Genomic DNA, 13979 nt, shown 5'->3' on the forward strand with positions numbered 1-13979 from the left:
CCTGGTATGGCCTATGTTTCTGAGTGTAAATATCCTGCTTTTACATCAACCGGTATATTTCTTTACATGAACCCCTCAGTTTTTTACACGAAACCCCTTTTTTTTTGGCGAACTGTCATTCTGAACGCAGTGAAGAATCTCTAACCTGGTAGCACTTAACCATTCGTTTATTACAAATGCTCAGTTGAGGTTTGTGCCTGCTCAGCGTTAGCATTCCATCGCTTGGAGATCCTTCGCTGCGCTCAGGATGACAACACGCCTCGACCACTTTAACCTAGCTTTCATTCTGAACCCAGTGAAGAATCCCCAACCTAGTAGCACTCAACCGTTCTTTACCCGCAAACGCTCAGTTTAGGTTTGTGCCTGCTCAGCGTTAACATTCCATCGCCTGGAGATCCTTCGCTGCGCTTAGGCTGACAGCAAAATAAGAACGTATTAAACCACTTAATTCAAATAAACATAAGTAATCCCATCGCCGCCCCTGTCGGCATGCTCATCTTCCATCCTATTTACCTGACTGTATTTCCGTAGGTATTCCCTGATCATTTTTCTTAAAATCCCATCGCCCTTTCCATGAATTAATTTAATGGACGGGAAACCAAGCATGATGGCCTTATCGAGATATTTCTCCACTTCAAACAGCGCATCTTCTGTACGCTTTCCGCGAAGATCGAGTTCGGCCCTAAATCCTGAAACAGCATCGTTCATACGCCCGGCAAAAGAACTGTTGCTGCTTTGAATAACCTTTTTCGCTTCTTTGTTGCTAATTTTCTGTACGCGGGTTTTCTTCACCGTTGAGCGGAGATCACCTATCGCTAAAACGAGTTCGTTTCTGTTGATCTCTAAAACCTGTCCTGTGGTTTCGCTATCAGTAAATTTTACCCAATCGCCCACCTCAATTTCGCCGCCTACAACTACTGGCGAAGGTTTTGGTCGCTCTTTCGGAACGGTATTTTTTACCAATTCTCTCTGTAAATTTTGGCGAAGTTCTTTGGTTACCGTTTTCTCAGCTTGTTTTTCCTTTATTTCGGCAATGGTATTTTCGACTAGCTTGTTGGCGTTCTTAATGATGTTTTGGGCTTCCTGTTTGGCTTCTTTGATTAAAACCTTTCTGTTTTCCTCTAAAAAAGCCTTTAACTTTTCATTTTCGGCAACAAGGTTTCTGGCCTTATTTTGCTGATTGGCCAGGCTTACTTTCGCATCGTAAACGTTTTTCTTTTCCCGTTCAAGATCTACCAGCATGGTATCTACGCGGTTTTGGTTCGAACCGGTTTTGTCTTTTGCCAGTTGAATTACTTCCTTCGGCAAGCCAATATTTTGTGCGATTTCGAACGCATAAGAACTGCCGGGCTTGCCCATTTCCAGGATATAAAGCGGTTTCATTTTGGCGTTATCAAAAAGCATCGATGCGTTTTCTAAACCGGGCGTGTTTCCGGCAAACAATTTTAAATTAGAATAGTGGGTGGTAATTACGCCCCTCACCTTTTTATTGTTCAGTACCTCTAAAACCGCCTCGGCCATTGGCCCACCAAACTGCGGATCGGTTCCGGTACCAAATTCATCAATCAGTACCATCGTTTTCGGCGTGGCGTGCTCTACAAAATAACGCATCTTTTTTAAGTGGGCGCTGTAGGTACTCAAATCGCTTTCTATCGATTGATCATCGCCAATATCGGCAAAGATGTTATCAAAAATACCGACTTCACTATTTGCATCAACCGGAATAAGCAAACCAGTTTGCAGCATAATCTGCAGTAAACCAACTGTTTTCATGCAAACCGATTTACCACCGGCATTTGGTCCTGAAACCAGGACTACGCGTGTTTCTGCGTCGATATGGATGTTTAAAGGGGTTACGGTCTTCTTTTCGGCAGCGAACGAAATTGATAGCAAGGGGTGTCTTGCATTAATCAGCTTCGTTTTTGGCTCTTTTAGCAATCCCGGCCTTTCTGCATCAATATCAAGGGCAAAAAGTGCTTTTGCTCGCACAAAATCAAGCTTTGTTAAAAAGCCATGGTAAGAAAGCAATAGCGGTGAATACGGACGAAGATCGTTAGTTAGGGCAATCAGGATTTTAATAATTTCTCTCCGTTTGTCAAATTCGAGATCGCGGAGTTTATTATTTAAAGAAAAAACTTCCTCGGGCTCAATGTAAACGGTTTGGCCAGAGGCCGATTCATCATGCACAAAGCCCTTTAACTTACGTTTGTTCTCTGCTAATACGGGAATACACATTCGCCCATCGCGGATGGTTAAACTTCCATCGGCAACCCAGTTGTTGGCAATGGCCTGCTTATAAATCGAGTCCATGCGCTTGCGTACATCCTGCTCGGCCTTTGCTATTGCGGAGGTAATTTCTTGCAATTCTTTTGACGCATTGGGCTTAATTTTCCCTTTTGCATCTATCACGGTTTCAATTTTGCGTAGGATATTCTTTTCTATTGGCAAGTGTTCAAACAAAGCCTCCAAGGTTGGGTAAACCTCTGCCCGCTCCTCGAAGAACCGCAAAACCGAAAAAACGGTCTGCAATGAGGTGTACACCTGAAACCACTCATCTTCTAACAGATAAGTGCCTTCTACCCTGATCTTTTCGATCAGCGATTTGATATCAAAAAACGTATTGATTTGTAAGGGCTCCTGATTTTGCAGGATACTTTTGAACTCGTCGGTTTGGCGTAAAAATTTATCGATTTGATCAAAACGATTCATCACTTGCATCTTTTGCACCATCGCCTGCCCCATCGGGCTCAAACAATGTTTGCTAATTAGCTGCCTTATTTCTACAAATCCTAAACGTTCTAAACAATTCTCGGGATATAACATATTATTGTACTGGTGTTGGAACAAGGCTCGCTGCTCCGGTTCTTTCTATATTTATTAATGAGTCGGCCTTTTTTTTCAGTCTGGCGATCTCAGCAACCGACCTTGCTTTGGACAGGGAATCAGGTTTCATTTTTTTCCTGATGGTTAAAGAATCAGCCTTGAATTTCTTAATAATAACGATCGAATCTGCTTTAAATTTCTTCTTCTTAATCATCAAATCAGCAATTTCGGTCGCTTTCTTTTGTTTACTCATTGCAATCTGAATGTTCTTGTACATTTTCTCCAGCTCAGTGGGGTTACTGTTGTACCAAACCAGGCTTTTATGGTATTGAACTGAGTCGATGTTAAATTTTTTGTAAATTCCGTTGTAATAAGAAGAAGCGATTTTTTTGGCAGAATCGGGAATGTAAATGGTAGACAGGTAACCGTCGACTATGTGCACATCGAATAAAATTTTCTCCATTTTTTCGGGCTTAATAATGCCGCTGGGGATGCCAGGCTTACAACCCACGCCTACAACGGCCACCATTAAAACCCATATTAATCTCTTCATTTTCTAATTTAAACTGTTATTTATTGCCCAAATTGCGGCAAGGTTATTAATTTTACCAAAAATAGTTATAAATGAGCATAGCTGATAATCTTAAAAAATATAAAAGCGAGGTTGAATCGGATGGCGTTAAACTGATTGCGGTTTCGAAAACACAACCTATTGAATCTATTTTAGAAGCTTACAATGCCGGTCAGCGTATTTTTGGCGAAAACCATGTACAGGAAATGGTTGAAAAACAAACTGAACTACCTGATGATATTGAGTGGCATTTAATTGGTCATTTACAGAGCAATAAGGTCAAGTATATTGCATCATTTGTTAAACTCATTCATGGGGTTGATAGCTTAAAACTGCTCCAGGAGATTGATAAACAGGCGCTTAAAAATAAAAGAATAATCGACTGCTTGCTGCAAGTTTACATTGCCGATGAGGATACCAAATTCGGATTGGCCTACGATGAGGTTATCGAAATTCTACGCTCAGATGAATTTCGCGAGCTAAAAAATATCCGTATTGTCGGGCTTATGGGGATTGCAACAAACACAAAAAACGAAAAACAGATTACCATCGAATTTAATGAGTTAAAAGTGCTTTTTGAAGGTGTTAAAGCTAGCTTTTTTGCCAATGATGATGCGTTTAAAGAAATTTCGACAGGCATGAGCGCCGATTATAAAATTGCTATTGAAGAAGGCAGTACCATGGTGAGGATAGGCTCAAGTATTTTTGGGAAAAGAGTGATTAAACATTTTAAAAATACTGACTGAGTCCGTCGGTTGAAACCGACGGCAATGGCTGGTTTGGCGAATTGCATGCATTGCCCCAGCTCCGTCGGTTGAAACCGACGGCAATGGCTGGTTTGGCGAATTGCATTCAATGCCGTTGACTTCAGTCAACGGACAATCAACCACCAACAAAAACCTCAAATTGACAAAAAGATAAAGAAATGAACCTAAATATTAGAACTGCAATTGCAGACGATTGTCCGAGAATACTCGAACTAATTAATGAATTGGCGGTTTACGAGCGTGCCCCAGAGGAAGTAACCGTAGATTTAAACCACTTTATTGAAGCTGGCTTTGGCGAAAAACCGATTTGGAAGGCTTTTGTTGCCGAAGTTGACGGTACCGTGGTGGGCTTTGCGCTTTATTACACACGTTACTCTACTTGGAAAGGCTGTAGATTATACTTAGAAGATTTTATCGTTACCGAAGAAATGCGTGGCAAGAGTATTGGTAAAATACTATTTGAAAAGGTGATTGCCGAAGCTAAAAACGGAAATTATAACGGCATGGTTTGGCAGGTGTTAGATTGGAATGAGCCCGCCATTAATTTTTACAACAAATACAACGCAACCTTAGAGAATGGCTGGTTAAATGCAGCATTATCTACCACTCAAATTAAGGCGTTTTAATATGGATATTTTTAAATTTGGAGGAGCCTCAGTTAAGGATGCGGCCGGCATCAGAAATGTAGCCAACATTATTCGCGATTATCAAAACGGGAAATTGCTCGTTGTAGTTTCTGCCATAGGCAAGATTACCAATCGATTGGAGGATTTAACCTACGCTTACCTATCGCATAGCGAAAATACAACTACAATTTTTGAAGAAATTAAACAGTTTCACTTTCAGTTAATCGACAAACTTTTTGGAGGTGAACAAAATTCCGTTTATGATGATGTGGCCAATACTTTTGTAGAAATTGATTGGCTGATTGAAGAAGAACCTACTGAACACCCAGATTATATCTACGACCAAATCGTTTCTATCGGAGAAGTGGTTTCGACCAAGATTTTAGCTGCGTGGCTCAACAAAACGGAAAATAAAACGCTTTGGGTAGATGCCAGAAATTACATCCAAACCGATAATACGTACCGCGAAGGAAAGGTAGATTGGCCTAAAACAAACCAGATTATTCAAAAGGATCTTGCGCCCCTACTGGAGGATAACATCATTGTAACCCAAGGTTTTATTGGTGGCACAAGCGAAAACTACACCACCACTTTGGGTAGGGAAGGTTCGGATTACTCGGCGGCAATCTTTGCGTCGTGTTTAGATGCCGTAGCGCTTACCATTTGGAAAGATGTGCCCGGGGTGTTAAATGCAGATCCGAAGTGGTTTGATGAGACCGAGAAAATCCCTCAGCTGTCCTACCATGATGCAATCGAATTGACCTATTACGGTGCTACTGTAATTCATCCCAAAACGATAAAACCGCTTCAAAATAAAGGCATTCCATTGTTTGTGCGTTCGTTTATTGAGCCAACCGGAAAAGGAACCGCCATCACAAAAGACAGCAATCCGCTGCCGACACCGTCGTTTATTTTCAAGATCAATCAGGCTTTAATCTCGATCTTTCCAAAAGATTATTCTTTTATCATCGAAGAAAACCTGAGCAATATTTTCGATCTTTTTCATAAGCACAAAATCAAGATCAATACGATGCTCAATTCAGCAATAAGCTTTTCTGTTAGTGTCGATGATCATGAGCGCCAAATAGAAAAACTCATCAGCGACCTGTCGAACGATTTTACCGTGAAGTACAATAAAAACCTCGAATTGGTTACCATACGCTATTATAATCAACAAACTATTGATCGCGTAACGGTTGATAAAGACATTCTGCTTGAGGTAAAAAGTAGACATACTTGCCAAATGGTAATGAAGAATATGTGAGGAAAAAGTCCGAAAGTCGGGAGTCCGGAAGTCCGAAGATAAAGTGCCGCAGAAAGCGGAAAGACTAAAGCGGAAAGCGGAAAGTGAAAAAGTCCGAGGTCGGATGTCCGGAAGTCCGAAGATAAGGCGCTAAAAAAGGTAAAAGCTGAAAGACTAAAGCGGAAAGCGGAAAACAGTCCGAAAGTCGGGAGTCCGGAAGTCCGAAGATAAGGCGCTAAAAAAGCTGAAAGACTAAAGCTGAAAGTGGAAAACATTCGGAAGCCCGAAGATAAGGCGCTACAAAAGGTAAAAGCTGAAAGACTAAAGCGGAAAGCGAAAAAGTTCGGAGTCTAAAGTCTAAAGTCCGACGAAAGACTAAAGCGGAAAGACCTATCCAGTTCGTCTTTGCGAGGTACGAAGCAATCTTAAAGCGACAGAAATGGGTGAAAGACCAGAGCGAAAAGAGTCGGAAATCCGAAATAGAAAACCTTACAGCAACCTGCAAAGTCTTGATACCTGCCCGTCCGGTCAGGCGGGCCTGATACTAAATACTTGATACTTAAATAATGAACAAAGCCATTTTAGCTCAACCCGTACAAGATTATATCCGTTTAAATTTGAACGCCGATACCAATCAAATCGCGTTAGCTAAAAGTCCTTTTGATGATGTTTCGTCTGCCGAATTGGCCAACCAGATTCTTGCAAGGAAAAAAGCCGAAAAAAAATTGCCCACCTGGTTCAATGCACAAAACATTTATTATCCCTCTTCCCTATCCATTGAGCAAACATCATCGGAGATTACAGCGAAATATAAGTCGAAACTAGCCGTCAGTAACTCACTAATAGATGTTACAGGAGGCTTCGGGGTTGATGCATTTTATTTTGCATCGCAAGTTCAAACAGTTTCGCATTGCGAAATCAATGGCGATCTTTCTGAAATTGCGCAACATAACGCCGAAGTGTTACAGGCTGAAAACATTACGTTTAAAAATACCGATGGCATCGAATATGTAAAATCTGCTTCCGCACAGTTTGGTACCATTTATATAGACCCGGCAAGACGGGCAGAAAAAGGCAAAGTTTTTATGCTGAAAGATTGCACACCAAACGTTACCATAAATCTCGACGCCCTTTTGCGTAAAACCGAAAGAATTATCATTAAAACAGCGCCGCTGCTCGATATTTCCGCCGGGTTATCCGAACTTAAAAACGTTAGTCAGATCCACATTGTAAGCGTTAAAAACGAGTGCAAGGAACTTTTATGGATAATTGACCGCCATTTTAATGGCAGGACTGAAATTGTAGCCTCTACCTTAAACGAAACCGAAAAAAGCCTAACCATTGGCTGGGCGACGTTAAATACCGAAACCGAGTTCGCTTCTCAAGTTGCCCCGGGCGATTATCTTTATGAGCCCGATGCCGCTTTGTTAAAATCAGGCGCTTTCAATTTTATCGGACAAACGTACGGACTTAAAAAGCTCGATCCGCAAACGCAATTGTACATTTCGCGAGAGATCAACGCTGAGTTTCCCGGTCGGATATTTCTAGTTAACGAGGTACTAAGTCCCGCCGAACTGAAAAGACTAAAAAACCCAAGCGGGAATGTAATCGTTAGAAATTATCCGGCGAGAGCCGACGAACTTGTTAAAAAGCATAAAATCAAACCGTCGAAAAGTGAATTTTTCATCTTTACCAAGGCTCACCAAAACAATTGTGTAATCAAATGCAGTATTTTGCAGTATTATTAATCGTTCGATTATTATTTATTGATAATTAGCATATTTCTCAATAAGATTGCTTCATTCCTCGCAATGACGACCGCCTTAACGTCATTGCGAGGCACGAAGCAATCTCTTTTTGTAGAAATCAGATTGCTTCGGCTCGCACAAGCCTGGCCTCGCAATGACGATTTGTCGAAAGAACCTGTCATCCCAACTCCTTTGTTTTTTCTAGAACTGATTTCTGATGATAACGGTCGCTTATATTCGATGTATTAAGCGTTATTTCACCTACATCGTAAATTCTTCAAAACCTTAAATTTCCCCTCGTTTAAAACAGATAATTTAAACACATTTGGCACCTCGTTGTTCAGATAGGGAAGCCGCTAAAAACGTATTGGCTAATAAAGCGTTTCTAAACGGTAAAAATATTCTTGATAAGGATTAATTCTCGATTTAAAATTACATTTTTGCAAAAATTATCTTAAAAGTAAATGCAGAGTTACTCAGAATTTCTCGATCTAAGCGTTGGCTTTCCGCAAGAAGGCTTTGATGTTATAGATGATGAGTTATATTTTCAGGATTTAAACCTGATGGAAATGATTGAAACTTACGGTACTCCCCTACGTTTCACGTACTTACCAATGGTAAGCAAGAAAATTCAGCAAGCCAAGATCCTTTTCCAAACTGCCATTTTAAAAAATAATTATCGTGGCGACTACAAATATTGCTATTGTACCAAAAGTTCGCATTTTAAGCACATTGTAGAGGAAGCATTAAAGAACAATATTCACTTAGAAACATCATCGGCCTTTGATATGCCAATGGTTGATGCGTTAGAGAAAAAAGGCAAATTAACCAAGGATACTACGATTATTTGCAACGGTTTTAAAACCTATCAATACAAGCAATATATTATCGATATGTTGCACGACGGTTATCGGAACATTATTCCCGTGTTGGATAACAAAGAGGAGTTTAACCTTTTTGATGATGAGGTGGATATTGATACACCTTGTAATTTGGGGATCCGTATTGCTGCTGAGGAACAGCCCGACTCGCAATTTTATACCTCTCGTTTAGGTGTCAGAATGGAAGATGTAATCGACTTTTACAACAATAAGATTGTTCATAATCCGAACTTCCGCGTAAAATTATTGCACTTTTTCATCAATTCAGGTATTTCTGATACGCCATATTACTGGAACGAGCTTGAAAAATATGTTACGCTTTATTGCAAGTTTAAAAAGATCAATCCTGATTTAGACACACTTGATATCGGCGGCGGAATGCCGTTTAAAGATTCGTTGGTATTTGATTTCGACTACGAGTACATGGTAAACGAAATCGTAAAGCGGATTAAGGAAATTTGTGCCATCCATGAGGTTATGGAGCCAGATATTATTACCGAGTTTGGAAAATATACGGTTGCTGAGGCTTCCGGAATTTTATACAAAGTTTTGGGTCGCAAGCAGCAAAACGACCGTGAGCGCTGGTTAATGTTAGATGGATCTTTTATTACGAACCTGCCTGATGTTTGGGCGCTTAACCAAAAATATATCTTACTGCCAGTTAACAATTGGGATGCGGAATACGAGCGTGTTAACCTCGGCGGAATAACTTGCGATGGCCAGGATTACTATAATCAGGAGGCGCATATGAACAGTGTATTTATGCCGAAAACGCGTAAAGTACAGTATTTGGGTTTCTTCCATACGGGCGCTTACCAAGAGGTTTTAAGCGGCTATGGAGGTATTCACCACTGTTTATTACCAAGTCCGAAACATGTTTTAATTCGTAGAAACCGCGATGAAAGCTTCAACTTTGAGGTTTTTGGCGAAGAACAAAATAGTAAGCAGGTGTTGAAGATACTGGGATATTAATTCAGTTCTCAGTTCTCAGTCTCAGTTATCAGTCTCAGTTTGGGAATACAGTCAACATTAAATTTAATATTATAACACATAAATGCCTCGGTTTTTAAACTGGGGTATTTTTTTTGTTGGGAGCATTAAGTATTACTTTGTGCTTTCTTTATTGTAAATAATTTACTAAATTTAAACATGAAAAGTCAGGAAAATCTTTTATTAGAACGAATCACGATTATCCCTGGACTGATGGGTGGCAAGCCCACCATTAGAGGCAATCGATTTACGGTAATTGACATTTTGGAACTTTTGTCATCTGGAATGACGAATGAAGAAATTTTAGAGGAACATCCCATCCTCGAAAGTGACGATATAAAGGCAGCATTGCTTTTTAGCGCTAAACAGATTAGGGATGAATATATTTACGAATGAATGGGAGGTTTGGGTAGATGAAAACACCTCTCCAATAATAGCAAAGTGGTTAATGGAGGAAATAAAAATCAAGTGTATTTCATTCCACTATTTAAAACTAAACAAAATACCAGACGAGGACATCTATAAACTCGCTAAAAGCAAACAGAAAGTAATCATCCTATCAAAGGATAATGATTTTCGAAATCTGGTTTCCTGGAAAGGATCTCCTCCAAAATTAATTGCGATTAACCTAAGCAATTGCTCAAATAGATACCTTTGGCAAACCTTAAGATCACAGATTTATGATGCAATAGATAGTCTAATTTTTGGAGATTTGGATATATTTGACATAAAATAAAATATTATGAAATTCGGCCAAGTAGACGACCCATCCATTATAGATTTTAAACTTCCTGCTGATGCACCGGAAACCGCAAAAATTTTAGTCGCAAACAAGCCTAAGCAAAATTTTCAGGCATTTGTTGGCTGCGCTAAATGGAACAAAACAGATTTGAAAGGCTTTTACCCAAAGGGAACAAAGGACGAGCTTAGCTACTACGCTACGCAATTTAACTCCATTGAACTGAACGCTACATTTTACGGTATGCCCAGTAGCGAACAAGTTATTACGTGGACGGAAAAGACGCCTGCCGATTTTAAGTTCTTCCCCAAAATAACCAATAGCGTTAGTCATTTTAAGCGACTGATCAACGTTAAAGAGCCCGTTGAGCAATTTTGTGATGCCATCAGCAATTTCGAAGATAAGCTGGGCATGGCGTTTTTGCAGCTGCACGATAACTTTAAGCCGAAGGATTTCGACCGACTGAAAACTGTTATAGAAGAGTTTCCTAAGGTAATCCCGCTAGGTGTTGAGGTGCGGAATGTGGAATGGTTCTCAAATGCAGCAATTGCTAACGATTTTGCGAAGTTGTTTGAAGATAACGGTGTTACAAATATCATTGTTGATACCGCGGGCCGAAGAGATATGCTCCACATGCGCCTGACTACACCAACTGCATTTATACGTTACGTTGGTGCAAACCACGAGAGCGATTACAATCGACTCGATGAATGGGTAGAGCGTATTGTTCAGTGGAAAAACGAAGGATTACAAAACCTGTATTTCTTTGTTCACCAAAACGTTGAACTTGCTTCGCCGCTACTGTCAGCACACTTTATCGAGAAACTAAATGAGGCGCTACAAACAGATTTAAAGATTCCGGTGATGGCTACGCCAAATCCGGCAACTTTGTTTTAAATCAATGCTTCATCCTGTACTGTCATTCTGAGCGTAGCGAAGAATCCCTTTGTTATTTTGCAGTGATTTTGATTCACTCACCTCTGTTTTAGGCAGACGTTTGTTAGCTTTTGGCATTCCATCGCTTAGTGAATCTTCGTTCCTCAGCATGACAGCAAAGTTTAACCGCACATTAATGCTTACACTGCAGTTAAAGCTTTGGTAGTGTCGAAGACCCTCTGTTAGGCTGAGCGGAGTCGAAGCCTAGTGTGATCCATTTGACTCCGCTCAAGGTGACAACCTATAAGACCCTTCAGGATTGAGAATACACAAACTTTCATCGCTTGCAGATTCTTCACTGCCTGCCCGTCCGGATCAGGCGGGCACTCACGGAGACAGCAAACTCCATTTTTCTACCGTTAATCTTAATTGGCCACCTGCAGTTTCTGCCGTTTATAGTATATGGCAACCGCTAAAAGCAGTCCCATTGCTACGATACACAAGCTAAAAGGGAACAGATAATTCATTCCGAAGCCTGTTGAAATCGCACCAAGCAACGGCCCGGTAATCCCTAAAGATAAATCGATGAACAAACCGTAATTTCCAAGAGCAGCACCCTGACTTGAAGCCGGGATCAAACGAACGGCCTCTACGCCAAGTGACGGAAAAACGAGCGAAAAGCCCAAACCAGCAATACCGGCGCCAATAAATGTAAACATTGGGTTAACGGCCATCGCAATCACACTTAATCCAATCACTTCCATCGCTAAACAGGCAATAGCCGTTTTCATGCCGCCATATTGGTTTATGGCTCCTGCAAATATTAACCTGCCCAAAACAAACATCGAGCTAAAAAGCGAAAGACAAAGTACAGCGCCTGTCCAGTGCAGATAAGAATAATAAAGCGTAATAAAAGTAGAAATTGCGCCGAACCCGATTCCGCCGGCAGCTAGGCAAAGGCCATAAGGGGTAACTTTTTTCAGCACATATAAAAACGATTGAGGTGCTTCCTTGCTTGCTCCGATGATATTTATTTTACCGTTTGCATAAACCAAGCCTGCAACCCCTATTATAATGATAAGCAAAGCAATGTAACCAATGCCCAAGTTATTGCTGATGATGACACCAAGCGGTGCACCGGCCGCCAGCGCACCGTAATTACCGATGCCGTTATAGCTTATGGCTTTAGCGGTATGTTGGCTACCTACTTTAAAAATTGCCCAGTTAATAGGACTGGCACCAACCAAACCTTCTGAGAAGCCGGTTACCAGGCGCATGACCACAAGCAGCGCCAGACTAAGCATTCTGTAGTCTTTCAAAAAAGCAACCGCCAATAAAACGACGCCACTTACGATGAATCCTGCCATACTCATTAAAACGGCGGGCTTCGGTCCTCTTCTGTCTACAATTTTCCCTGCGTAACCGCGAAACAAAAAAGTTGCCCCATATTGCAAACTGATTACCAAACCAGCGATCATGGTACTGAAAGCTAAATTTCCGTGGAGATATTCGGGAAGTACAGCCAATGTGAGGCCGATTGTAAAATAGCCAAAAAAGGTAAAGGCTACGAAACTAACGATTGTTAAATTAACATTTTTTGGGGAAGCGGACTGGGAATCTTTTTGCATGACTTTTACTTTGCAGTGCAAATGTCCAAAAAAATACAGCACCGCGGGCTTAAAAAAGCATACTTTGACTTTAAGCAAACACTTAGTGTAAATAACACACTAAGCACTCAAGCAACTACATCATAACTTATCGCACTTTCGGATAAAAGAAAATTGTTATTATTTACAAGAGGTTTTCTCAAAATATTAACTTTGATCCGAATTTGTCACGTTGATCTTCCCGAGAAGTCGTATCCTGTGGATACATCTCGTTTTTTGCGCCGTCATTCCTGCGCAGGCGGTCCCGTACGTACGGGATTACTGCTCGGCGCCCAATTTCTTGCGCATTAGGATCCCTCCCGAAGATTCGGGAAGGATGACGACCGTTCTTAGAAAACGCCATAAAATGTGTTGTCATCCGATAGCTATCGGATTTGATGATTTCAGCTCGTAAAACAATGTTTCAAAGATGTGTCCACATCATTTTAGAAATCGGGTCAGGTAGTCGAAACGCCCCTTAAGCATTTAGACAAGTCCTTCAACAAGCTCAGGATGACAGATCTTTATTTATGAGGCGCCTTTTTGGCTTACGCGTTTAAATCCGTTTGTAAACCGTTTCAATGGCCTTAACCTCTTCTTCGCCGGGCATAATGTTGTAGGCCCAGAAAACAATCTGATCATCATTTATTATTTCAAGTTCCGTGCGCCAGCCGAATAACTGTTCGCCGTACTCGGGATTTCCCCACGAACCTAAAATTGAAAAGCCATTTTCTGTAGCTTCGCCGCTGGCCTGCATAATTTGAGTGCCCATGTGGAAAGTGTCGATCCAGCTAAAAGTAAATTTTTGATAAGGAATATCGAATCCGATAATCATTTTACCGGATAACGGCTTACCCTCTAAGCTGCTTTGATAGTCGTACGATATAAAACGACCGTCTAAAATGGATGTAATCTCAGCGTGAGCGGGTGATTCGTCTGCCAAAACGTCTTTTTGGAACCAGGTTTTAGTTGTTCCCTCCCAGCTGCCAACCAGATTTTTGATCTTGCTGTGAGCACCATTTTCCAACGATTGCTCAAATTTGCTTTTTGCCATACTCAAAGCTAAAGA

The 13979-nt window shown here is 41.0% G+C and carries 12 protein-coding genes; 8 read left to right on the forward strand and 4 right to left on the reverse strand.

The genetic code is table 11. The annotated features are described in order from the left end of the window. Positions 1-444 precede the first annotated feature (444 nt). Together IZT61_RS03920 and IZT61_RS03925 are read right to left on the reverse strand one after the other, a co-directional pair. The gene (locus IZT61_RS03920; RefSeq protein ID WP_196099893.1) at positions 445-2823 is read right to left on the reverse strand and encodes an endonuclease MutS2; all 2379 of its coding nucleotides are present in this window, start codon (positions 2821-2823) and stop codon (positions 445-447) included. A gap of 1 nt (position 2824) precedes the next feature. Further along, on the reverse strand, positions 2825-3376 hold the full coding sequence (locus IZT61_RS03925) for a DUF4296 domain-containing protein (protein ID WP_196099894.1): 552 nt from the start codon (positions 3374-3376) through the stop codon (positions 2825-2827). A gap of 71 nt (positions 3377-3447) precedes the next feature. Here IZT61_RS03925 and IZT61_RS03930 point away from each other — a divergent pair, with 71 nt between their 5' ends. The 8 genes from IZT61_RS03930 (at position 3448) to IZT61_RS03965 (ending at position 11285) form a co-directional block, all read left to right on the forward strand. Continuing rightward, complete coding sequence (locus IZT61_RS03930) at positions 3448-4140, forward strand: YggS family pyridoxal phosphate-dependent enzyme (protein WP_196099895.1); 693 nt, start codon at positions 3448-3450, stop codon at positions 4138-4140. A gap of 179 nt (positions 4141-4319) precedes the next feature. After that, positions 4320-4787 carry a GNAT family N-acetyltransferase gene (locus IZT61_RS03935; protein WP_196099896.1) on the forward strand — a complete coding sequence of 156 codons (468 nt, stop codon included), beginning with the start codon at positions 4320-4322 and terminating at the stop codon, positions 4785-4787. A gap of 1 nt (position 4788) precedes the next feature. After that, positions 4789-6051, forward strand: coding sequence for an aspartate kinase (locus IZT61_RS03940; protein ID WP_196099897.1), 1263 nt, complete (start codon positions 4789-4791; stop codon positions 6049-6051). A gap of 545 nt (positions 6052-6596) precedes the next feature. Then, complete coding sequence (locus IZT61_RS03945; RefSeq protein ID WP_196099898.1) at positions 6597-7778, forward strand: THUMP-like domain-containing protein; 1182 nt, start codon at positions 6597-6599, stop codon at positions 7776-7778. A gap of 464 nt (positions 7779-8242) precedes the next feature. Then, entirely contained in the window at positions 8243-9631 is a 1389-nt protein-coding gene (locus IZT61_RS03950) for an arginine decarboxylase (protein ID WP_196099899.1), read from the forward strand. Between the two features lie 177 nt (positions 9632-9808). Further along, the gene (locus tag IZT61_RS03955; protein WP_196099900.1) at positions 9809-10045 is read left to right on the forward strand and encodes a DUF433 domain-containing protein; all 237 of its coding nucleotides are present in this window, start codon (positions 9809-9811) and stop codon (positions 10043-10045) included. Next, positions 10026-10385, forward strand: coding sequence for a DUF5615 family PIN-like protein (locus tag IZT61_RS03960; protein ID WP_196099901.1), 360 nt, complete (start codon positions 10026-10028; stop codon positions 10383-10385). The genes IZT61_RS03955 and IZT61_RS03960 overlap by 20 nt, the downstream gene beginning before the upstream one ends. Positions 10386-10391: 6 nt before the next feature. Beyond that, entirely contained in the window at positions 10392-11285 is an 894-nt protein-coding gene (locus IZT61_RS03965; RefSeq protein WP_196099902.1) for a DUF72 domain-containing protein, read from the forward strand. 404 nt (positions 11286-11689) lie between these two features. On the opposite strand, the gene IZT61_RS03970 is transcribed toward IZT61_RS03965, so the two are convergent. Continuing rightward, a complete protein-coding gene (locus IZT61_RS03970; protein WP_196099903.1) occupies positions 11690-12892 on the reverse strand; it encodes an MFS transporter in 1203 nt (400 codons plus the stop codon). A gap of 574 nt (positions 12893-13466) precedes the next feature. Next, entirely contained in the window at positions 13467-13964 is a 498-nt protein-coding gene (locus IZT61_RS03975) for a DUF1579 domain-containing protein (RefSeq protein ID WP_196099904.1), read from the reverse strand. Positions 13965-13979 lie beyond the last annotated feature (15 nt).

It is taken from the genome of Pedobacter endophyticus, assembly GCF_015679185.1.
GTDB classification, from domain to species: Bacteria; Bacteroidota; Bacteroidia; order Sphingobacteriales; family Sphingobacteriaceae; genus Pedobacter; species Pedobacter endophyticus.